General features: G+C 65.0%; 19 protein-coding genes. 7 read left to right on the top strand and 12 right to left on the bottom strand.

The window, feature by feature from the left end; genetic code table 11:
- Positions 1–81: 81 nt before the first annotated feature.
- From pilM to GA615_RS12725, 4 genes are all read right to left on the bottom strand, one after another.
- A complete protein-coding gene (gene pilM / locus GA615_RS12740; RefSeq protein WP_152051684.1) occupies positions 82–2,553 on the bottom strand; it encodes a type IV pilus assembly protein PilM in 2,472 nt (823 codons plus the stop codon).
- Between the two features lie 414 nt (positions 2,554–2,967).
- Positions 2,968–6,174 carry an amidohydrolase family protein gene (locus tag GA615_RS12735; protein ID WP_152051683.1) on the bottom strand — a complete coding sequence of 1,069 codons (3,207 nt, stop codon included), beginning with the start codon at positions 6,172–6,174 and terminating at the stop codon, positions 2,968–2,970.
- A 269-nt stretch (positions 6,175–6,443) separates the two neighbouring features.
- A complete protein-coding gene (locus GA615_RS12730) occupies positions 6,444–6,659 on the bottom strand; it encodes a hypothetical protein (RefSeq protein ID WP_152051682.1) in 216 nt (71 codons plus the stop codon).
- 461 nt (positions 6,660–7,120) lie between these two features.
- A complete protein-coding gene (locus GA615_RS12725; RefSeq protein WP_161602309.1) occupies positions 7,121–8,212 on the bottom strand; it encodes a CPBP family intramembrane glutamic endopeptidase in 1,092 nt (363 codons plus the stop codon).
- 194 nt (positions 8,213–8,406) lie between these two features.
- Here GA615_RS12725 and tyrS point away from each other — a divergent pair, with 194 nt between their 5' ends.
- The 5 genes from tyrS to GA615_RS12700 all read left to right on the top strand — a co-directional run bounded on the left by tyrS (position 8,407) and on the right by GA615_RS12700 (position 12,525).
- Entirely contained in the window at positions 8,407–9,624 is a 1,218-nt protein-coding gene (gene tyrS / locus GA615_RS12720; RefSeq protein ID WP_152051680.1) for a tyrosine--tRNA ligase, read from the top strand.
- A gap of 158 nt (positions 9,625–9,782) precedes the next feature.
- Positions 9,783–10,850 carry a Gfo/Idh/MocA family protein gene (locus GA615_RS12715; protein WP_152051679.1) on the top strand — a complete coding sequence of 356 codons (1,068 nt, stop codon included), beginning with the start codon at positions 9,783–9,785 and terminating at the stop codon, positions 10,848–10,850.
- A 93-nt stretch (positions 10,851–10,943) separates the two neighbouring features.
- Positions 10,944–11,162 (top strand): type II toxin-antitoxin system HicB family antitoxin, encoded by a 219-nt coding sequence (locus GA615_RS12710; protein WP_152051750.1) that lies wholly within the window; start codon positions 10,944–10,946, stop codon positions 11,160–11,162.
- A gap of 103 nt (positions 11,163–11,265) precedes the next feature.
- The gene (locus tag GA615_RS12705; RefSeq protein ID WP_152051678.1) at positions 11,266–11,520 is read left to right on the top strand and encodes a hypothetical protein; all 255 of its coding nucleotides are present in this window, start codon (positions 11,266–11,268) and stop codon (positions 11,518–11,520) included.
- Positions 11,521–11,577: 57 nt separating this feature from the next.
- The gene (locus tag GA615_RS12700) at positions 11,578–12,525 is read left to right on the top strand and encodes a lysophospholipid acyltransferase family protein (protein WP_152051677.1); all 948 of its coding nucleotides are present in this window, start codon (positions 11,578–11,580) and stop codon (positions 12,523–12,525) included.
- A 42-nt stretch (positions 12,526–12,567) separates the two neighbouring features.
- Here the strand turns inward: GA615_RS12700 and GA615_RS12695 are convergent, their stop codons facing one another.
- The 4 genes from GA615_RS12695 to fae form a co-directional block, all read right to left on the bottom strand.
- Positions 12,568–13,671 carry a ComEC/Rec2 family competence protein gene (locus tag GA615_RS12695; protein WP_235905383.1) on the bottom strand — a complete coding sequence of 368 codons (1,104 nt, stop codon included), beginning with the start codon at positions 13,669–13,671 and terminating at the stop codon, positions 12,568–12,570.
- 98 nt (positions 13,672–13,769) lie between these two features.
- Positions 13,770–14,774 (bottom strand): DUF1464 family protein, encoded by a 1,005-nt coding sequence (locus GA615_RS12690; RefSeq protein WP_152051676.1) that lies wholly within the window; start codon positions 14,772–14,774, stop codon positions 13,770–13,772.
- Between the two features lie 44 nt (positions 14,775–14,818).
- Positions 14,819–15,682 (bottom strand): NAD(P)-dependent methylenetetrahydromethanopterin dehydrogenase, encoded by an 864-nt coding sequence (locus GA615_RS12685; RefSeq protein WP_152051675.1) that lies wholly within the window; start codon positions 15,680–15,682, stop codon positions 14,819–14,821.
- Between the two features lie 88 nt (positions 15,683–15,770).
- A complete protein-coding gene (fae, locus tag GA615_RS12680) occupies positions 15,771–16,274 on the bottom strand; it encodes a formaldehyde-activating enzyme (protein WP_152051674.1) in 504 nt (167 codons plus the stop codon).
- Positions 16,275–16,490: 216 nt separating this feature from the next.
- On the opposite strand from fae, the gene GA615_RS12675 reads away from it, so the two are divergent.
- Both GA615_RS12675 and GA615_RS12670 read left to right on the top strand, forming a co-directional pair.
- Entirely contained in the window at positions 16,491–17,672 is a 1,182-nt protein-coding gene (locus GA615_RS12675) for an ATP-grasp domain-containing protein (RefSeq protein WP_235905399.1), read from the top strand.
- A 109-nt stretch (positions 17,673–17,781) separates the two neighbouring features.
- Positions 17,782–18,474, top strand: a complete 693-nt coding sequence (locus GA615_RS12670; protein WP_152051672.1) for a zinc metallopeptidase — start codon at positions 17,782–17,784, stop codon at positions 18,472–18,474.
- A gap of 164 nt (positions 18,475–18,638) precedes the next feature.
- Here GA615_RS12670 and GA615_RS12665 read toward each other — a convergent pair whose 3' ends face one another.
- The 4 genes from GA615_RS12665 to GA615_RS12650 form a co-directional block, all read right to left on the bottom strand.
- Positions 18,639–19,172, bottom strand: a complete 534-nt coding sequence (locus GA615_RS12665; RefSeq protein ID WP_152051671.1) for a hypothetical protein — start codon at positions 19,170–19,172, stop codon at positions 18,639–18,641.
- 6 nt (positions 19,173–19,178) lie between these two features.
- Entirely contained in the window at positions 19,179–21,044 is a 1,866-nt protein-coding gene (locus GA615_RS12660; protein ID WP_235905381.1) for a c-type cytochrome, read from the bottom strand.
- Between the two features lie 208 nt (positions 21,045–21,252).
- Positions 21,253–21,588, bottom strand: coding sequence for a hypothetical protein (locus GA615_RS12655; protein ID WP_152051670.1), 336 nt, complete (start codon positions 21,586–21,588; stop codon positions 21,253–21,255).
- Positions 21,589–21,691: 103 nt separating this feature from the next.
- On the bottom strand, positions 21,692–22,654 hold the full coding sequence (locus GA615_RS12650) for a GNAT family N-acetyltransferase (protein ID WP_152051669.1): 963 nt from the start codon (positions 22,652–22,654) through the stop codon (positions 21,692–21,694).
- Positions 22,655–22,707 lie beyond the last annotated feature (53 nt).

Genomic DNA, 22,707 nt, shown 5'->3' with positions numbered 1-22,707 from the left:
GGCCGGAGGATTTGATCGCCGGCCGCTCGGGTCCGGCGGGCGATCACGCGAGGATCGTCCGCCGAACCGAAGGGACGGAACTCAAGGGGTGGCGGCGTCCGTCGGCGCTTCGGCGGCCGGAGGGGCCGCGTTCGGATCGCCGGGCGGAAGCTGCTGGAGGGTTTCCTGAATGACCTGCTCGGACTCGGCCGCCGATTCTGCCTCGAACTCTTCGAGATTCGGTGCCTGGACCTTGCCCCGATACTTCGCTTCGGCCTCTCGCATTCCCTTGGCCAGTTCCGCGGCCTCGGGAGCCGGTTTTTCCTCGGTGGGCGGTTGCCAGATCACATAGATCACGAAGTCGGTACGGGTCAGGTACTCGATGTCCTGTTCCTGGCCTCCCATGCCGTTAAAGGCAGAGGTTCGACCGCCCATCATGCCGGGCATCATGCCCATCATTCCCATTTCGCCAGGCATGCCGCCCATCCGGCCGCCTGCTCCCATCATCTGCTCGTAGCCCCCCATGCCTTCCATGCCGGGCATCATGCCTTCCATCCCCGCCATGCCTTCCATGCCGGGCATCATGCCGCCGCCCTGAGAGCCCATCATGCCTTCCATGCCGGGCATCATGCCTGCGGCACCACCAGCTCCCCCTCCCGTCGGAGCGGGGGTCGAGTGTCGGAGAGTGGGAGCGCTCGTCGGAAGACTGTTCGAGGCAAGGGCTTTCTCGCTCGTCCAGGTGGCGTCGGTCAGGAGCCATGCCAGGGCGGCATGCGAGAAGCCGAGGCGCCGGAAGGGAATTTCCCAGAACCGGGGCAGGACGCGCTCGGTGAGGAACAGATAGGGGCCACCCTCCTGATCACGGAGTGACAGGGGATTGTAGTGGTGCCCAATCAATTCAATGACCCAGCCGGAGCCCTCGGGAGGGTTCTCCTGGTCGTAGGGGTGCATGGTGTTCTTGGCGCGACTCTTCAACTCCGGAGAACTCTCGAACCACTGGGCAAGATCGTCCTTGTAGACGGGCCGAATGGCGTCGATATGCACCCGTTGCAGTTCGAGCTGACGACGGTTCTCAGGATTCTCGAAATCGACGTTCTGGAACCGGGGATCGTCCCGAGGGTCGTAGGTCGCCGCGCTGAGAATCTGGAAGAGGCTCTTGAAGTCGGCGCCGTCGGGGCTGGTTTCGACGAGCGTTTCCCCCTTCGTCTTCAGCGTGTTGAACTGGCCCAGGTCAGCGTCGTACTTGCTCTTGAAGCTGTCGCCGGTGGATTTCACCGACTTGGCCCGGTCCACGGCTTCTTTGAAGTCGGCGTTGTCAACCTTGGCCAGGGCGCGGTAGTCGCCCAGGAACAAGGCGGAGAAGCCCAGCAGCAAGAGCGAAGCGGCCAGCAGGGTCAACGGCTTCTTGGCCCGGATCATCCGCGCCTGGGCAATCTCGTTCGGCAGCAGGTTGGTCTTCAAGCCGCCGAGGTTAAGCCCTTGCACACCGAGCCCGTACGACACGGCGAATGAGGCGATATTCTCCTGGAACTGCGGAGCCGTGAGGACTTCCTCGCCGACGACCCGATCGAAGTGCTCGAGCTTCTCGACCTCCATGTTCAGATTTTGCTGGAGGAACTTCTGCAAGCCCGGCAATTTGAAGCCGTTGCCCAGGCCGACGACCTTCACCACCTTCGCCTGGCGGTTCACGCTGCCGTAGAAGCCGATCGAGCGCTGAACCTCGCTGGAGAAGTCGTTGAAGACGTTCCGCATGGCCGTAAACACGGCGCGGGGGTCGGGGGCCTTCGTGGCGTTCCGCTTCAGGTGCTCGGCCTTGGCGAAGGTGAGCTTTAACTCCTTCGTCAACGCCCGGGTGAAGTGGTTGCCGCCGATTGGCACGTTCCGCTGCCAGATCCGCTGACCATCGGTGATGATCAGGTCGGTATGGTCGGCACCGATGTCGAGCAAGACGATGGAACCGCCCGGCTCGATCGCCGGCGCCGGGGCCTCGGCCTCCCCTTCCTCTCCCTCGGCCGCCACGCCCAACTGGGGGCGAAGCCGGTCGTAGGCGATGAAGTTGTAGAGGGCGATCGGGCTCATCTGAACGATTTCGACCTCGATCCCCGCCACGGTAAATGGCAGGAGCGAGCGCTGAATCTGTTCGCGCTTCATCGCGAACAGACCGACCTCGGTCTGCGAGAACTCCTCGTCCCCTTCGGTGGCAATTTCCTGCCAGTCCCAGATCACCTCCTCAAGAGCGAAGGGGATCTGCTGGCGGGCCTCGAACTTCACGATGTCCGGGACCCGTTTCTTGTCCACCGGGGGCAGCTTGATGAACTTCACCAGGCCCGATTGGCCTGGCACACCGATGGCAACCGGAATTCCCTTGACCTCGTTGCGTTCGAGGAACGTCGTCAACGCCTCCCGAACGAGTTCTTCGGGGTCGGCGTCGGGCTGGCTGAGGATCTTCGGATACTCGATGTAATCGAAGGCCTCGGCCACGACGTGGTCGGGGGAAACGCCCGGCGCCAGCTTCAGGGCCTTCAGCGCGGACAGGCCGATATCGATGGCCCAGACGGGCTGGATCTTCGGCATGCGGTCATTCTCCTGCGGGCCGGATGTCCGGGCCGGTCGGAAGCTCCGAACTGGCTTTGAGTTGCGTCGAATGAACTGGAGAGGGGAGGCGGAGGTCCCTCGCCCCTACGAGACGAGTCAAGGGCCGCCAAGGGCCCCACGCTAGCAGAGCGATCGGCGCGTCGTCAATCATGAGAGACTCGTGGACCTTCGTCGCTGTTTCTTTCGACGCCGAGGGATCACCATGAGTTCCCGACTGCTGCCGAACCGGATCGCAAGCACCAGAGCCCACCGCCACGCGGCGGGTTGTTGAACCTTCCTCGTTTAACATACGTGAGAACGATCGTCCAAGAGGCTTACCGAATCGACTGTCGTAATCTTGTCTCGTGCTAACCCGTACGATGCGATTGAATTCTCGGGACACCGGCCGAAATCTCATCGTGATCCGTCCACCTCGGACCTTGAGAAGACGACTTCCCCGTCCACAATCGTCTCGGTGACCTCCGAGGCTCGCACGTCTTCCGGAGTGCCGGCGAACGGGTCGCGGTCGATCACCGTCAGGTCGGCACGGAACCCGGGGCGAAGCACCCCAAGCCGCTCCTCTTCGAACGCCGCGAAGGCCGATCCCCCGGTAAACGCCCGTAGCGCCTCGTGCAGCGAAAGCAGGTGCTCACTGTGCCACCCCCCGACCGGAAGCCCCTGCGCATCTCGTCGAGCGAGTGATGCGTAAAGCCCCCAGAACGGACTGACGATCTCGACCGGAAAATCCGAACCGAACGCCAGCCGCACGTTCGCGTCCCGGAACCATCGCCAGGCATAGGCCCCCAACACCCGATCAGGACCGAGCCGAGCGTCGGCCCATCGCATGTCGGTGCTTGCATGTGATGGTTGCATTGAGGCAATGATTCCCAGTTCGGCAAAGCGGGTGACATCCTGCGGACGCACCACCTGAGCGTGTTCGATCCTCAAGCGAGGGTCGGTCGCCTCCGGAACGGCGGCGAGGGCTTCGGCGTACGAGTCGAGTACCAGGGCGTTCCCCTTGTCGCCGATCGCATGGGTGCAGACCTGCCAGCCGTTGCGCAGGGCGGCGATGGTGGTGTCGCGGTGGCGGTCGAGGTCGATCAGGTACAGCCCGGTGTTCTCGGGGTCATCGTGGTACGGCTCGAACATCAAGGCCCCTCGCGAGCCCATCGCGCCGTCGATGAACAGCTTGATGGCCTGGTAGCGAAATCGGGCGTCGGGGGAGGCGGCTTCGGGAGGCGTCGAGGCGAATTCCACCTCTCGACCGTCCGGAGGATTGGCCATCCCGTAGACCCGGAGCTTGAGCAACCCTTCCTCGTCGAGCTGTCGGTAGATGCTGGCGATGCTGGGAGGAATGCCCGCGTCGTGCACGCCGGTCAGGCCGGCGGCAAGGGTCGCCTCCTGGGCCAGCAGGATCCGACGGCGGATGTCCTCCGTCGAAACCTCCGGGGCGACCCGACCGATCAGCCCCATCGCGCCGTCGATGAAGATCCCCGTGGGGTTGCCGTCGGCGTCTCGGAGAATCTGGCCGTCGCTCGGGGGTTCCGATGCGGCGGTTACGCCGGCAAGTTGCATCGCCTTCGAACTGGCCCAGCCGGCGTGTCCATCGACGCGGCGGAGCCAGACGGGGCGATCGGGGCTGGCCTCGTCGAGAATGCTCGCGTCGGGGAATTCGCCGCCGGGCCAGAGGCTCTGATCCCAGTTCCGGCCGAAGACCCAACCGCCTTCGGGGATCTGCTCGGCCCGTTCTCGGATCAGACGCTTCACCTCGTCGAGCGAGGCCACATCGCGCAGGTCCACTTCTTCCAGGGACGAGCCGAGCATGAGCAAATGGACATGAGCGTCGATCAGTCCCGGCATCGCGAAGCCGTCGGGACGCTCGACCACCACGGTCTTCGGGCCTCGAAAGGCGTCGATCTCCTCCCGAGAACCAACCGCGAGAATCTCCCCGTTCCGTGAGGCAAGGGCCTCGGCCCATGGGGATTCCGGGTTTCCCGTCCAGATGCGAGCGGCCGAGACAACCAGGTCGGCCGGGCCGTCCTCCTTGAGCCGGAGAGCCCGGCCGGGCAGGGTGTCCATGAACGCTCCCTCGGAAATGGCCGGTTCTCCGGCAAGGAACAGGTGAACGACTCCTGGCGCGTACTGGGTCGGGGCGTCAAAGCTGGCGGTGTCGCGGAAGTTCTCGGGATCGAAGACCACCAGATCGGCCACCGCCCCTTTCCGGATCACGCCGCGATCGGCCAGACCGAGGATCTCGGCCGGCAGGCCGCTCGACGACCGGATCGCCTGTTCGAGGCTGATAACTCCATCCTCCAGGGCATAGCGAATCTTGCGGGGGAAGGTGCCGTACGACCGAGGGTGCGGCTGGTCGTCGCCGCCCGGCTGGTGAGCCGAGCCGTCCGAGGCGGTGGCGACGAACGCTCGCTGCATGATGTGGCGGACGTCCTCCTCGGTCATGCCGAAGCTCACGCCCGAGGCCCCGCCGTTACGCTCGATCTCGATGACGACTTCCTCGGCCGGTTTCCCCTCCGCCTGGGCGATCGCCGCAATCGACTTGCCCACCCACTCGGGACGCTCCGAGTACCGGGCAATCCGGATCGACTCTCCCCCGTTCCGCGATTCCAGGCCGTCCCGAATCCCTTCGCGCAGTTCAAGCCCGCGCTCGGGATCATCGGCGATCTTCGCAAAGGCCTCGGTGCCGTCCCGAACGGCCCAGTCGGGGATGACCATTGCGCTGACGGAGGTGCTCGACGCGATGTATGGGTACTGATCGGCCGAGACGGCCTGACCGGCGGCTCGGGCCTCGGCAATCCGATCGCAGGCCGGAACCACCAGCCCCCAGGCCCGTTTCCCGCTGGCCTTCAGATGTGAGATATGCACCGCCGCGCCCGATTCCGAGCCGATCTGGATGGCCTCGTCGATCGACGTCAACAACCCCGTGCCTTCGCCCCGGATATGGCTCGCGTACAGCCCGCCGTGCTCAGCCACGACCTTCGCCAGCGCGATCAGCTCGTCGGTGTCGCCGTACTGGCTGGGAATGTAGATCAGGCCCGTCGACATGCCCCAGGCCCCCCCTTGCATTCCTTCGGCGACGAGCCGTTTCATCCGATCCAGCTCCTCGGGGGTTGCGTTGCGGTCCTCGGTCCCCATGACCTCGCGGCGGATCGTGCCGTGAGGGATCAGGTGAATGACATTGGTGCCGGCCCCCTTCGCATCGACCTCGGCCAGATAGCCTGCCACGTCGATCGGTCCCGACCCGCAATTGCCGGTCACGATCGTCGTGACTCCTTGCGCCTGGAAATTGCGATTCGAGCGGGTGGCATCGCGCAGGATCGAGCGATCCGAATGGCTATGCAGGTCGATGAACCCCGGCGCGACGATCAGGCCCGACACGTCGATCACCCGGGCGTCAGGTTCCACCTCGAAGCGGCCGACCGCGACGATCTTCCCATCGCGCAAGGCGACATCGGCCACCGTTCGATCCGCCCCGGTGCCATCGACGACCGTCCCCCCCTTCAGAACGAGATCGGCGGGAACCTCCTCCCGGGCCGCTGCCACCAGCCCCGAACCAAGCCAGGCCGCCAGTGTCAGAATCGTGACGCGTCGAGCAGGCGAAGTCATGGATGCTCCCTCTCCGGGGGCCTTGTCGCCCCTGGTCGTGGTTCCCATCGGCCATCGAATTGCCCGATTATGGGAAGACGGAGAACGAGGTGCCAGCGTCTTCCGTCCGCCCCGTCCTGCTCAGGCAACTCCCCTGCGGACTCCGAAGACCCTCAGTGATGATCGGGAGCCAATGCAAACGGCCTCCGACCCGCGAGCACGCGAATCGGAGGCCGTCGATGTGTTCTCGGGGATCGTCCGGGAGACGATCGGCAAGGCAAGCCAAGTGGTTAGCTTCGGTCAGCGGAACTTGCGGTTCGGGGTTCGGCCGATCGCCTTCCGGTGCGGCCGGTGTTGGCGTAAGAGGCAGTCAAGGCGCCCAGCAGCAGCGAGCGGCGACCGCTCCGGGCCGAGACCCCGCCGCGTCGGATCCGGGCCATGGCTCCAGCCCATTCGAACCCGTTGTGCGTCGGTGCGGTCTTCTTCTTGGAATTCACCACGCTCATCGTTTCCCATCACTCCAGAACTAGGAGGCCAGGACGCCAACTCAGCGACCTTGACCGTATCCATCCAATCCGTTGCACCGAGATCGCCCCGCATCCCGGAAGCTCTGGCGCGCGATCCTTGGCGGCCATGCCACCGGTCGCGGTGTTCCACCACCGCGGGGGCCGGGTGTTCGGATTCAGAAACATGGGGTCCACGCTGCGCACGACCGGTAGGGGGGGTGAGCGCGAACCACCATCCTGCGACCATTGGGTCGGAGGAGGACCCCGAAGTTATCGTCCCAACCGACGCCGGACTTCACGAGATTCAAGGATCGGGAGGTTCGGATGACCTCAAACGATCGAAGCTGGTGAGGTCCTGACCGCCGCGGTAACGAGATGGAGTCTTCGCTCGGAATTCCCGTGATCGAGGTACTCGCATCCTAATCCCGTATGCGGGACTGGGCAAGTGAAAACCCGAATCTTCACACCGATTCAACATTTGGATGCGATTGACGGGTGGGGCGAGCGGCCGACTCAGCCGATTCTCCGGTTTGGATCGACTCGGCCTCCGGCTCAACCGCCTCTCCTTCCGGAGCCGACACCCCTGGTTCACCGGGCATCGGCACGACGTCCGGGTCGACCTTCGGAAGCATCGACACGACGACAATCATCGCCACCGTACTCAGGCCGTTGAAGGTCGCATGCGCGGCAATCGGAGCGACGATGCTCTTGGTTCTTCGGTACAGCAAGCCCAGTCCGATCGCCAGCACGAACAGCGGCAACGGCGCGGGCCATTGCCCAAAATGAACGAGCGCGAAGATCGCGGCTGGAACCACCAGGGCCGTCAGATTGGCCACGCGCGGATCGAGTCCCGGCTGCAACTCGATCATGGTCGGGTCCGTAATCTCGGCCTGGGCGATCGCCGTTCGTGTCACGCCGAACCGCTTTTCGAGCCATCCCTGCAAGATCCCGCGGAACAGCAACTCCTCCGCCGCCGGAGCGAAGATCACGGCCGAGAAAAAGGCCAGGACCATCACCCACGGAGAGCGTTCTTCGAACAGCATTTCCTGAAGCGGATGAGCGGTCGGCGGCCAGACGAGAATCGCCATGAACTGCACGGAATAGACCAGCGGCAAACAGAAGATCGCCGTGAGCACCCCCAGCATCACATCCCGGCCGACCCGATTCCGGGCGAGCCCGAAGTCGATGGCTCGGGCCTTGTTCCAGCGCGAGAGTAACGCCGGAAGGACGATCAGGACAGCCAGGTTGATCAGCGCGACCGCGCCCATGGCGTCGATCAGGTTCGGCTCGGCGTCTGCTCCCCGACGGGCCCGCAGGACGCTGGCCGCGGCCAGCGTGGCAACCTGCCAAAGGAAAAAGCACGCGAACACCTGGGGACCTCCCCAGGGAACCGGGTCTCCCGATCGGGTCGGAATCACGGGCCGGCCGCTCCAGATCCGCTCGATCGCAATGGCCCAGGCCACCATGATGGCCAGGAACACCAGTCCGGCCATCCCGAGCAAGATCCAGGCCGAGCGCATCGGGAGGTCGAGATCCATCGCGTCGATCGGCATGAGGGGCATCGCTCCAGAATCGGTTCCGGCGGGGGTCCAGTAAGGTCGTCACCCATTATCGTAGGTCTGCCACGCGTCACGGGCCACCTTGTCCGATTTCCCGCGATGGCCTAGAATCGCAACCCGCTTCCCCCGGGAGCCTTGATCCCGGGACCGATTCGCCACGATTCTGACTCCAAGGCCGGTTTCCCCCGATGCTTCCTGCCGCCGAGCAACTCGAACTCCTCCGCCGGGGGATCGACGCGATCACCCCCGAGCCCGACTTCGTGAAGATGCTGGACCACTCGGTCCGCACCGGAACCCCCTTGCGCGTCAAGTACGGCATCGACCCGACCGGCATCGACGTTCACCTCGGCCACACGGTCCCATTGCGCAAGCTCCGGCAATTTCAGGACCTCGGCCACACCGCCGTCATCATCATCGGCAACTATACCGCGCTCGTGGGCGACCCCTCCGGCCGCGACGAGACCCGAGCCACCCTGACCGAGGCCCAGGTCGAAGCCAACGCCAAGGACTACCTCGAACAGGTCGGTAAGATCATCGATCTTGACCGCGCCGAGGTCCACCGCAACGGCGACTGGTTCTCGAAGTGGTCGTTTCTTGACGTCCTCGACCTCTGCCGCCGCATGACCCTCGGCCAGATCTCTGCCCGAGACGATTTCTCCAAGCGCATCGCCGCCGAGAAACCCGTCTATCTCCACGAATGCCTCTACCCCTTGATGCAGGGGTGGGACTCGGTCGAGATCCGGGCCGATGTCGAGCTGGGCGGCACCGAGCAGCTTTTTAGCCTGCTCGTCGCCCGAGACCTCCAACAGGCTCGCGGCCAGCGCCCGCAGGTGGCCATCACCCTGCCGATCCTCGTCGGCACCGACGGCCACCGTCGCATGGGCAAGAGCCTCGGCAATTACATCGGCGTGGCCGAGCCCCCCGAGACGCAGTTCGGCAAGGTCATGAGCATCCCCGACGAGCCGATGCGCCAGTTCTTCACCCTCCTGACCAACCTGCCGATGACCGAGGTCGATCGCCTCCTCGCTCCCGAGGTCAACCCCCGCGACGCCAAGGAGGCCCTCGGCAGGGCGATCGTCACCCAGTACTACGGCCCTGAGGCCGCCGAGGCCGCTGCCACCGCCTTCCGTCGCCGCGCTGCCGGAGAAGACCCGGAAGAGATCCCTGAAGTGACGCTCCCCCGCGATCAGCTCGATGCCGAGGGGAAGATTCCGCTTCCCCGTCTCATCGTCGCGCTGAAACTCGAATCGAGCACCTCGAACGCTCGCCGGGTCATCGAAGGTGGCGGCGTGACCCTTGGCCCCGACCGCTCCGTTGCCAACGATCCGAAGCAAGCCATCGCCGTCGAGGACGGGTTGATCGTCCGCGTCGGCAAGCGGAAGATTGCCCGGGTGAAGCTCTCTTAACGGATTGCCGATCTCGCGATTGCGAGGCGTGCCATGTCCACCACGGCATCCGACCGAACCGGCGAACCCGGCGACAGGCATATCGACGCATCCGGCCTCGACCCCCTTCGAAACGACGTCAGAGACGCACTTCCTTCCTGAACAGAGGACGCCCCCTCATGGCCGAACACGGAATAGGATTCGTCGGCTGCGGCATGATCGCCGAGTTCCACACCAAGGCGATCAACGAGATCCCGAACGCCCGCGTCGTGGCCGCCTTCGACCCGGTCCGCGAGCGGGCCGAGAAGATCGTCGGCATGGCCGAGGGGGGAGACGTGGCCGTCTTCGACAACCTCGACGCCATGCTCGCCCACCCCGGCGTCACCGTCGTCAGCGTCTGCACGCCGAGCGGCGCCCACATGGACCCCGCCGTCGCCGCGGCGAAGGCCGGCAAGCACGTCGTCGTGGAAAAGCCCCTGGAAATCACGCTGCCCCGTTGCGACGCGATCATCGAGGCCTGCGACGCCAGCGGCGTCCGCCTCTGCACGATTTTCCCCTCGCGCTATTCGTCCGCCAACGGACGCCTGAAGGAAGCGATCGAGCTGGGCCGCTTCGGCCGGTTGACCCTTGGCGACACCTACATCAAGTGGTGGCGAACCCAGGAATACTACGACTCCGGCGGCTGGCGCGGCACCTGGGCCCTCGACGGCGGCGGGGCGCTCATGAATCAGTCGATCCACAACATCGACCTGCTCATCTGGATGATGGGCGAGATCGAGACCGTCACCGCCCTGGCCGCCACCCTCGCCCACGAGCGGATCGAGGTCGAGGACACCGTCGTCGCCGCCATCCGCTTCAAAAACGGCGCCCTCGGCGTCATCGAGGCCGCCACCAGCGCCTACCCCGGCCTCTCCAAGCGCATCGAGATCCACGGCGACCGCGGTTCGGCCCGGATCGAGCAGGACGACATCACTCTCTGGGAGTTCCAGGAAAAGGTCCCCAGCGACAACGACATCCTCGCCGCCATGGCCAGGGCCGGCGCCACCGGCGGCGGGGCCGACCCCCGCGCCATCTCCCACGCCGGCCACCGCGACCAGCTCGCCGACTTCCTCGCCGCCATCGACGAAAACCGCCCCCCCTTCGTCGACGGCCGCGAAGGCCGCAAGTCCGTCGAGGTCATCCGCGCCATCTACAAATCCGCCGCCGAAGGGGGCAAGCCGGTGACCTTGCCTCTCCACGACGCGTGAGTCCTCATCACCTCGTCGGGCAGACCGGACATGCTGCCCGACGAGGCTTCCGACCACTCCGCATCGTTCAAGATCAATTGGCGGGGAACGACGATGAGCACGAATCCACGCTATGAAATCATTCTCTCTTGGAGCGATGCAGACCAGGCGTTCATCGCCGAGGTCCCCAAACTCCCTGGATGTGCCGCGGACGGCCTTTCCTATCGAGAAGCGCTCGACGCAGTTGAGGTGGTGATCGCTCAATGGATCGAGACGGCGAAGGAACTCGGCAGGCTGATTCCAAAACCTTGGGGTCGTTTAATATTCGCTTGAATGATTCATTTTGCATTGTGTGAATTCTTGAAAATCAAAAATTTCTCATTCTGGCTTTCCTTTGATATTCCAGCAGAAAGTCACTCGGCAAAGGAGTGAGCGCATGTGGGACGAACATGAGCGGTTCGTCGGGCGATTCGTTCGGGGGTGCGGGTGGTCCATCGTCATGATTGGGGCAGCGATCGCTCTTGTGAGTCTCGTGTTCAAAACCCCCGCCGTGTTCCTGGTGTACGTGAATTTTCTCGCCCTGCTGGGATTGATTGGCCTGACCTATGTGCTCATGATGCTCGGGGTCACGGCGATCGCGAACGGTTTATGCCAAGGGGTACGATCGATCTGGACTCGGCACTCGCGGTAAGCTCGGCACACCTCGTATCTCTCTCCTCAACATCGTGGCTCAACGGAGTGACCGCCGATGTTCCCCAAGCCCGCCCGCGTCAAGCGTCGCAACCGATTCGTCGACTACGCCGCATATCTCGGCGTCCGGTTGGTTGTCTTTATTGCGCAATCGTTGTCGATGCGTCAATCGTATGCGTTGGCCGATGCCATCGCGGCCCTGGTCTACAAAATCGACAAGCGTCATCGACAGGTGGCGATGGAAAATCTTGAGCACGCGTTCGGAGATACCTACACCGACGAACAACGCGATCAGATCGTCCGAGGGGTCTATCGGCACTTCCTCCGCATGGTCATGGAAATGCTGCATATCCCCAAGCGCTTGCACCTGACCACCTGGCGCAAGTTCATCACCCTCAAGGGGCACGAGCCGGTCATCGAACGCTTGCTCAAGGGGGGGCCGATGATCATGCTCACCGGCCATTATGGGAACTGGGAGATGGCCGGCTACATGTTCGGCGCCTTCGGCTTCCCGCCGCATTCGGTGGCCCGGGTGCTCGATAACCCGTACCTGGAGCGCTACTTGAAGGAGTTCCGCGAGCAGACCGGGCAGAAGATGATCGCCAAGCGCGGCGGCTCTGACGAGATGCTCGACGTCCTCCAATCCGGCGGCCTCCTCTCCATGCTCGGCGACCAGGACGCCGGGCCGAAGGGCCTCTTCGTCGACTTCTTCGGCCGGCCCGCCTCCACCTTCAAGGCCATCGCCCTGCTCGCCATCGAGTTCAACGCCCCCATCGTCGTCGGCGGCGCGCGGCGGATCGGAGACGACTTCCAGTACCTCGTCGAGGTCGAGGAGATCATCGACGTCAACGCCGAAAATTCCTCCCCCGACCTCATCCCCGAACTCACCCAGCGCTACACCGCCGCCCTCGAACGCATGGTCCGACGCGACCCGACCCAGTACCTCTGGCTCCACCGCCGCTGGAAGAACCAGCCTCGGGCGAAACGATCGAAGGCAGCCGCGTAATTCATCCCGCGTTCCGGCAGGGCGTTCGATTCGCGCAAGCGTTTACCTGGATTCGAACGTTCTCACCTCTCCGTCTGTCCCGATCCGGATGGAATAGGCCGAGCCGTCCGGCTCCACATGGATGTGAAGGAACTGGCCTCCCTCGGGGTCAACGTTGGCAATCAGGGCCGGATCGGTGTTGTCGTCGGGGCCGGTGGTCACGTTCCGGTGCATCTGGTAGTTGGCCTGGATGCTCGGGATCGACCGTAACAAGTGCACGACCGACGCCGACCCCCCTTTGCGCGGACCGTTGTTCATGACGGTCACTGTGGGCTGAATCGTTCGAATCAAGGTCGGATGATTTGACGATTCCAGCCCGTGATGCGTGACCTGGTACACGTCGACCCCCTGATCGTCGTTCTCACGATCGTCGGTCGCTTGAATCTGATCGACCGGGCAGACCAGTTGCCGCTCAATATTCCACGTCAGATCGCCGCAATCGAGGAAGTCAAACGCCCCGAGGCGAACGACCAACGCGATGCTTCGGGCATTGTCCGAGTTGTCCTCGGCCTTGTCGGCGGGCAGGTCGTCGCACTGAGGACTCCCGGCCCCTTCGCCTCCCTCGCAGCAGCCCAGCACCTTCCCGCCCGACGCCAGCACGACGGCCGACACCTCGCCGGCCAGCGGCAACGAATCGCCCGGCTTCAAGACCGTACGGTTCCCCTGAGCGGCCTTCAGATACGCCACAAGCAACGGATTGTCATCCTTCGGCCCGTCCGGGAAATCGAGCCCGTCCAGCTCGTCCGACGGCAAGCCGCGATCCCAGTAGCGGCCAATCGGTATCAGCCTTGCCAGCCCCTCGACCCCGCCGTAATGGTCGGTGTGCCAGTGCGTCGTCACCAGATGATCGAGCCGATCGAGCCCGGCAACGTCCTTCAAGACATGCACAATCCGCTTCGGGTCACGATCGTCGAACCCCGGCCAACCCGAGTCAATCAAGATCGACTCGCGTTCCGGCGTGACGATCAAGGTGGCCGCACCGCCGAGCACGTCCACGAAGTAAATGTCGAGCCCCTGGGCCTGCCCCCCCTGCCCCATCGCTCCAACAGGGAGAAGCATCGAGAACGAGACGACCAGACACGCAATCCGCAAGCAAGTGGCGATCATGAGGAGACGACTCCGAGCAACATGGCGAAGGCCAGAGCAATACGTCTTCCGATTGTCAGGTCCCATCCGAATCCGGATCAAGCGGGCGGTGCCGGGTCTCAAGGGATCTCAGCATCAAAGCATGCGAGACCATCCAACGCCGTCCCCGACGCCTCCCGGAGACGGAGCGAGTCCACCAGGTCGGCATGGCGGCCCCCGGCCAGACCGTCGGCCAGCAGCGCCGCCCCCTGCGCCGCATGTTTCACCCAGGCACCGGGCAGGGTGTCCAGCGCCACAACCCGACCGAAACGTGCCAGCGTTTCCTGTACTCCCGAGGCAAGATCAGGTCGGGTCGCGGCGGAACCGGACAGGTAAATCCGGTCAAACGCCGTCAGATCACGTAACCCAGAAAGATGCTTGCGCAACGATTCCAGGAATGCCCCAAGACCGATCGGCCCCAGGTCGTCGAGCCCTCCTCGAAAAAGGTCCTGCTTCGACAGCGGGCCAAGCCAGTAGGCCGCCTCACCATCCCAAAGGCCCGAAGATCGCACCCCGATCGGCCCAGCCGAACCGGCCGAGGCATCGACGAGTGCGCCGTTCTCAATGACAAGAATTGCCGAAAACGCCGAGCCGATCTCGACCACGGCGAAGGTCGATTCCGAAGGCGGACGGCCCCTGCCCTCGGCGTCCCTGCGCAACGCCAGCGCGGCGACCGCCACCTTGTCGGCCGTACCGCGATCGACGGTCAAGAGCTTCCGGTGCGCGGGGATCGTCGGCAGATGAATCCCCCCCGGCAGAAAGACGACCGGCAGGTCCGACGTCACCAGCGCATCGAGCCAGCCCGAAAAGCCTCCCACGCCGAGCGATCGGCCGCGCTCGTCCGGTCGCACCAGGGTCATCAATCGCAGGTCTCTTGCGGTCACCTCCGCCGCTCGGACCAGTGGCAAGCCGTAGCCCGAAGGCCCCGCGATCAGGTCGAGCGGTTGCCAGCGGTCAAGCTGCTCGATCAACAACGCCGGTGTGGCTCTGGGAGGGAGGCGGACCTGATCGGCCACCTCTCCATCGACCAGCAAGAGCAGGTCAAGACTCCCGGTCCCCGGGTCGGTCCCGACGACGCGAGGCATGGCAATCGCCTCTCATCCCTACGCGAAGGCCGAGGCCGGCTCGATCAGTCGAGGGCCTCGCCAATCGCGAAGACCTCCTCGGCGTCGAGAATCCGGTCGTTGGCCAGGAACAGCTCTCGAATCGCCTTCGCGTGAATTTTCATCTTCAGGCCGCCCACGCCGATTGCGCCCCACGTCCGAACACCGTCGCGGTTGGTGTCGCGGTCGTGAACCTCGATCCCTTCGATCCCCAGCGGAGGGACGGCGTTCAGGTCGATCATGGCCCGCAGGTCGGACAGGGTCGATCGAACCGACTTCGGCAAGAGCGTCACCCCCGTGGAACCGGCGGAGACGATCAACTGACAGCCATCGAGCCCCTCGGCCATCGCGTCAGCATCGACTCCGGCCAGGGGAGTCAGCGCCGCTCCGGTTGCCTCTCCGATCGCCTGGGCCACCGCTTCGGCCCGATCCATTCGCCGAGACGAGACGATGACCTCAGCCCCTTGCCGGGCGAGTAACCGGGCCACCCGCTGGCCGACCGGCCCCGTTGCCGCCAGCACTGCCGCCTTCACTCCGTCGAGCGATCCCCCCAGCCCCGCCTTGGCCGAGAGCACCGCTGCCGCGGCGGTCGTGTTGGCTCCGTTCGGGTCGAGCAAAACCGAGACGCGGAAGGGACCGAAAAAGGCGTCCTTGGCCGCGTTCAGCAGCGCCTCGGCCCGTGCCACGTCTGTTCCACCGATGAAGAGGGCCGTCTGTTTCAGGTCTTGCGGACCTCTCGTGAACAGCCCGCCATAGACGAGGTCGCGGACCTGCACCGGCGTCACGTTGCCGTGCCGAAACAGGTGATCGACCCCGGCATCCACGGCCACGACCGCGTCGAAGACACTCGGCTGCGGGTCGGTATCGAGCTGCAAGAGGATGGTCTTCATGGCAATCACGCCGGGAGTGCGGATTGGTTGATCGGGCAGGCGAGGGTTCTGCCTCGCCCGCCCAACCGAGAATCGCGTTGGGAAGCAATCAGGCGAACGGGTGCTTCGCGGCGTCCTTCTTCGCAACCACTTCCGAGGCAGCCGGTTCGCCCTTCATGGCGCGCTGAATCGACAGCTTGGTGGCCTCGTAGTTGTACTGGTTGATCTTGTCCTTGTCCTTGGCTTCCGGGTGAATGAAGACGCCACAGACAATGCACAGGTCCTCAGCCTTGTCGGCCGGGATGGTGCCGTCGGCCACGCAGTCGGCCACGGCCTTGGCCACGGCGTACTGGGCGGGGCCGAACATCAGGACGGCCTGATCGAGCCCCTTGATCGTGACCTTGGTAATCAGCACCGTGGCCGGCTTGACGGCCAGGTTCGGCTCCAGCACCGCCAGCAGGTTCGTGTGACCATGCGACTGGTTGGACAGGGCATTGGCGAAGGCAGCGCCGACCGGACCGGTCTTGGTGCCGATCATCAGGTCGATGTGGGCGACCTCGTTTCCGTCACCGACAAGGGCTTCACCAACGAGCAGGGTATGATCGCTTGCCATCAGTCATCGTCTCCGAGGCAGGTTGCAGAAAAAGAAAAGGAGGCGGAGCGTTGCTGCCGACGTTCGAGCGCCGGCCGATCCAGGCGCAATGGTCCGGCAGGTGGTTGCGTGGCATGATAACAGGACGGCACCGCCTCGCAAGGGTCGGGCGGCGGCTTTGGCGGGGATGTCCGCCCGAGGTGGTGCCGGCATTCGGAGCCTCCTCTCGTGTCCCGGATGGTCCTGATCGTCGGCGCCAGTGTCCGAGCGGCTGCCTTCTCGGCGCTCCGGGCCGGTTTCGACCCCGTCGCCATCGATCTGTTCGCCGACTGGGATCTGCAACACGTCTGCCAGGCCCATCGCCTTGAGCCTGCGAACTACCCCGAAGGATTGGCGACGCAAACGGCCCTCCTGCCCCGATCCCCCTGGTGCTACACCGGCGCGATCGAGAACCACCCGGACCTGATCGACCGAATCACCCGCGATCGGCCCCTCTGGGGCAATTCCGGCGAGGTCGTGCGGCGGGTCCGCGATCCCTTTGCCCTGACCGACCTCTTGCGCCGCTTCGGCCTGCCTGCGGTTGACACCCGACGCCACTCCCGAGGCCTCCCGACCGACGGCTCGTGGCTGGTTAAGCGTCTCCGATCAGCCGGCGGAGCCCACATTCGGCCCTTCATCGCCAACGAGCCCGGGCCGAGCGAGGGGATCGAGTGCCTCCAGCGCCGCCTGATCGGCCCGAGCGGCTCCGCCGTGTTCGTGGGGACTCGCGGGGGATCGGCCCGGTTGGTCGGGGTGACTCGGCAGTGGATCGGGCACGAGGGTGCGGCGTTCGGCTACCTCGGGAGCCTGGGGCCTGTCCGGGTCGCTCGGAACGTTCAGACCCAACTCCAGCAACTCGGCGCCGTTCTGGCCGGCGAATTCGAGCTTCGCGGCCTCTTTGGCGTCGATTTCGTCCTCAGCCACGGCAAGGCCTGGCCGGTCGAGGTGAACCCAAGGCCCACCGCGTCGGTCGAGGTCCTGGAATGGGCCACCGGCCGTTCACTGTTCCGGGAACATGCCGAGGCCTTCAATGCGGAGGATGCGGAGAACGTGTATGACGGGCACGAGACTTGCCCTGACCATCGTCCCATGAAGGTGGGCAAGCTGGTGGTCTTCGCTCCGGTCGAGGGCCGGGTGCCCGACGCGATGACCTGGAAGGTGGTCGATCCCCGCTCCGGTCCCTGGCCGAAGCTCGCGGATCTTCCCCCCCCGGGCACCGTCTTCCAGCCGGGACAGCCGGTGCTGACCCTCCTGGATGCCGCCGCGACGGCCTCGGCCTGTCGCTCCCGATTGATTCGGCGTCTGGCCCGATGGCGGACGCGGTTGCGATCCTGGGGCGAGGCCACCGAACCGCCCCCGAACGCTGGGCAACACGGTTGACTGGCGAGAACCGATGGCCGATTGGTGACGTAGAAGACAAGACCGGATCGTTTGGAACGAACAAACGTCCTGGCAGTTGCCAGAATTGGATCAAAGGAGACCTGGAGCCGTGATTTTCGATCCTGTCTACTTCCTGTTTCTCGCCCCGGCGATGCTGCTGGCCGCCTGGGCTCAAATGCGCGTGAAGTCCGCCTATGCGGAAGGTTCGGAGATCCTCTCTTCCTCCGGCGTGACCGGCGCTCAGGCCGCCGCCGAGGTGATGCGCTCGGAAGGCTTGAATCGGATCGAGATCGAGCCGGTCGAGGGCTACCTGAGCGACCACTACGACCCGAGGCACAAGGTCTTGCGGCTCTCTCCTGGGGTGTACGGCGAGCGTTCCCTGGCCGCGCTCGGCATCGCCGCGCACGAGGCCGGGCATGCCCTGCAAGATGCCCACAGCTACGGTCCCCTGGCAATCCGAAACCTGCTGGTTCCGGTGGCCGGGTTCGGCTCAAACTTCGCCTGGATCGTGATGATCGTCGGCTTTTTCATGGGCTCGATGAACATCATCCTCGGCGGCATCGCCCTGTTCTCGGCCGTCGTCGTCTTCCAGCTCGTGAACCTGCCGGTCGAGTTCGACGCCAGCCGACGGGCTCGCGAACACCTGATGACCACCGGCCTGATCTCTACTCAGGAAGAACCGGTCGTCGCCAAGGTCCTCAACGCCGCCGCCTGGACCTACGTGGCGGCCACCCTGTCGAGCATCCTCACCCTGCTCTACTTCCTCTTCCGCTCCGGCCTGCTCGGCGGCCGAAGCGAATAACCGACCGGCTTCGACGGACCTCAGATTCCACACGGCCCAGTCATCCCTTCGGATGGCTGGGCCGTGTTCGTGATTGAGAGCGATTGCCGTCTGGGTGGTAAACCCGTATGCGAAGAGTTGTCCGGACCATTCCTGAACCCGATGGTTCTGAACAGTCCCCTCGTTCATGCATCCAGCTCTCGATCCCACATCATGGAGGAGTTCGGAACGTCCTCGCCCAAGACCCCATCTCGCTTCGGCTTGGGGCCTTTGACCTCACCCCGCGACGCGATGACCCATGAGGAATAGAGCATCGCCAGCGCCGCCGAGTAGAAGGCCATCCAGTGGCCCGAGAACATCCGGAATACCGCCGGGGGCATGTCCCCTCCCGCCGGTTGCTTCCCGGCCGGGGCCATTACCCAGAAGTTCAGCATGAAGTTCACGAACGCGTAGACAAAGAACGCCGAGGTCATCCACCGCATCCAGCGTGGACAGCCCCGCAGGGCGAGTCGCCAGGCATCCTCTCGCCTGGCTCCCCGGACCATCTGCCTCGAGGCGAGCAAGGCGGGAAGCCAGACGACGAAGACGCCGACGTGCAGTCCCCAGGTTGCCATGCCGAGCGGCTGGGGCTCGCCCAGCCAGGCGCAGCCGTGGGCAACGAGACTCAGCACGAGCCCAACGGCGGCCAGGGCAAGAAACGGCACGATGAGCACGGCCATGAGCGATCAGAGCGTCTTCAGATACTCGATCAGGTCCAACGTCTCCTGCTCGGTCAGCTCGCCGAGGCCGGTGACGAAGTCCGGCGCGTGGTCGCCGGTCAGGGCGTCGCGGAGGGTCCGGGCGCGGCCGTCGTGCAGGTAGGGATCGTTGTCGTAGGTGCCGCGGAGCGACGGCGGATTATACCCCTTGTACACGTCTCGCTCTTCTTCCAGCCCGACGATATGGATCTCACCGTCGGTGAAGTTCGGCCCGGAATGACAGGTGTTGCAGGCGGCCTTGGCCGATCGGAAGACCTCTCGACCCCGCTCGGCCGCTTCCGAGATTTCTCCGTTCGAGCCGACGTACGGGTTCCGAGGGTGTTCGAGCGTCTTGAGGTAGCTGATGAGGGCCTCGACATCCTCATTGCTGGGCGCCTCGCCCTGCATGCTCTTGGTGAACGACTCGATCATCGCCTCCTCAAAGCTCGTTTGCCAGCCGTGCCAGGTCCAGGGGCCGGTCTGGTAGGCTCCTCGAAGGGTGGGCACGTCTTTTTGGCTGCGGTCGGAGCGCAGATTCGAGAAGTCGTGCCAGCCGTCGTTCATCGTGTCGAAACGCTGGCCGTTGTGGTGGCCGTCGCTGTGGCAGGTGTTGCAGCTATACCACTGGTTATGCGAGCGAACGGCGTCGTGAAAGATGATCTCCCCGCGCCGGACGATCGACAGCTCCTCGGGGCCTCCCAGGTCGATTGTCCGGATCAGCTCGGCCGAATCGGCGTCGATCACCTGAACCGAGTCACCCAGATAGTTGGCCACGTACAGCGTCTTGCCGTCGGGGGCAAAGGCCAGCTCGGTCGGCCGGCCTCCGGTGGCGATGCGGCGGAAGCGGCCGTCCCCTCCCAGCAAGGAGAAGTGAATCAGGTCTCGTGAGCCCCCCGTGCGCCAGGGAAGCCGTTGCAGGTCGGTTCGGAGCAGAAGGACCTCATGCGATCCTCCGGCCGAGATGGCGATGTACTTGCCGTCGCCACTGACGGCCAGTCCGTGCACGTCGCCGACGGCATCCCCCTGCGGGTCGAGCGACTGCGTGGCGTAATCCTCGGGAGAGCCGTTGAGCGGCACCCGCGTCAGGCGCTGGCCGAGCACCCAGCCAAGGTCGATGTTCCGGTCGGTCGTCGCCATGCCTCGGTTTTCCATGTTGGCGACGTAGCCAGTCTCCCCCGAGGGGTCGATCGCCACTTGCCGGAGGTTCGACCCCCGGATCGGATAGGTGCGTTCGACGTTCAGATCGGCCGTGCGAATCAAGGTCAGGTCACCCGATCGGGTGTTGCCGACGAGCAATCGCTCGCCGTCGGGGCTCAGGGCCAGCCCTCTCGGCTCTCGACCCACATCGACCCGACCGGTGATCTCCAGGCGGTCGAGATCCACCCGAACGACCTCATTGGCCACGCCGACGGCCACGTAGGCCGTCGTCCCGTCCTCGGCAATCACCACGCCTCGGGGCTCGGGGCCGACCTCGATCCGGCCGGTCACTTCCAGCGAATCGTCACCCACCTGGAGCACGGCCAGATCATAGCCGTACCAGTGCGTGACGGCTGCCCGGCGGCCGTCCGGCGCGAAGGCCACGCCGGCCGGCTTCTGTCCGGTCGGGATTTCGGTCAGAACGTCGCCCGATTCGGTATCCACGAGCGAAACCGTGTCGGCCGTCTGATTGGCCGTGAGCAGGCGGGAGCCGTCGGCCGAGAGGGCCAGGGCGATCGGTGAGCGGTGGGGCTCGGCCGGGGCGGTGTCCGTCTCATCGCCGATCGTCGATCGGGACGAGGTCGCCATCAGGGTCGCGAGACCCAGCACCAGGGCGATCGGCGCCAGGGCCATTCGGGCAATCGGGTGATGCGTCACAGCTTTACGCTCCTCCGGAAGACAAAGGCGGGCAGCGATCGGCGAGAACGCCGGCGGGAAGGCCGGGCGCGGGCGGAGTCGGTGCGCACGGTGGCACATTCTCCCAAGCATACGCACCGACCCCAGACGCCGACAAGCACGACCACCCCGGTTCGACGCGGCGGGGTCGCGCTCTCGACACGGCTCTTCTTCCTCGGAGAAGCGTCGATCAGTCGTCGGTCGGGTCCATCGGTTCCTTGATCGAGCGGAGAAAGAACTCCGCCTTCTTCTTCACCTTGAGCTGCGCGGCGTGGGCCTCGGCGGCGGCTTTCTCGGCATATGGGAAGGTGGCGACCGGTCGGCCGCCGATGTCGCAGACCGCCCAGACCACGCGCATCCGGGGCTGAGCCAGGGGTTTGCGTCGGCTGGTTTCCTCGGGCTTCGGCCGCATCGGGGTGGGGGTCGCGGGGGCTCGGGCGGCGGCCTCTCGATCGCGGGCTTCGACCGCCTCGACCTCGGCGCGGAGGTCGCGGAGCGATCGACCTCGGGCTGGGCGTCGTGCCATGATCCTCGGTTCCTTTTCAGTATTCGCAGAGCGATGGATGGGGGAGTGCGGCAGAGCAGAGCAGAGCGGGGGCACGCAGCGCGGGGCGGCCGGGCGTTCGCGTTCAGGAACCGCCGAGCCGATACAGCATCGCCTCATCGACCGCCTCGAACCCGAGCGACTGATACAGCGCCAGGGCGGCCTCGTTCGGGGCTCGGGTCTGGACGGCAAGGGCGTGAATGCCTCTCTGCATATGGTAACGAATCACCTCCCGAATCAAGTATTTCCCGAGCCCCTGCCGTCGCGATTCGTTCGCCACCTCGACATCAATCAGCCCCGCGCGGAGCCGACCGTCGAGCCGTTCGAACCCGGCCATGTCCCACGTCGTCGCCGTCGCCACGGCTCGGCCCGCCGAGTCCTCCAACTGAAACCGGATCGCATACGTCGCCCCCAGCGCCAGTGCGTCCCACCACGAAGCAAACGCCGCGTCCTCCTCGACCGTCAGCTGGAAGCGACGCCGCAGGAGGACCGACTTCGGATCGAAACCCGGCTCGGCACTGCCGGAGAGATCCCGTTCCAGCAAGATCGATCGGGCGACCTCGTTGAACCCCGAGGCCCGCGCTGCCCGGTGAAACGCGTCGTGCTCCCGGAGAATCCCGGCGAACTCGCTCCCGCCGTAAATGCCCCAGTAGAACGGGTTCAGCGGATACTGCCCCCCCGCGTAGATCACCTGCGCCCCTTCGGCCCGGAGCCTCGCCACCGACTGCTCGATCAGGAGCGGGCCGACCCCCTCGTCGGCTTCCGGGCCGATTGCGAGCATGGCGATCGTTCCCATCGACCGATCCAGGCGGTGCGATGCTCCGGCCGCCTCAACCGGCCCGAAGCCCGAATGCACAAACCCGATGGGCCGGCCATTCTCCTCGGCAACAATCAGGTCCTGAAGCGAAAAGCCCAGGTGGTTGTAGCAGGCTTCGGTCAGTTCTCGGGGCTTCAAGGGCCGGGCCACGCCGTACGAGGGCGTTCCCTCGTTCCAGAGCCGAACCAGGGCCGGGATGTCATCATTGCGAGCAGTGCGAAAGGTGGTCACGAGACGGTCCCGGCGGCTTCGAACACGAGAACCCTACGAACATGGATTACGAA

The organism is Tautonia marina (assembly GCF_009177065.1).
Lineage (GTDB): Bacteria > Planctomycetota > Planctomycetia > Isosphaerales > Isosphaeraceae > Tautonia > Tautonia marina.
The sequence above is the reverse complement of the archived record's forward strand: the minus strand, read 5'-3'. Positions and strand labels throughout refer to the sequence as shown.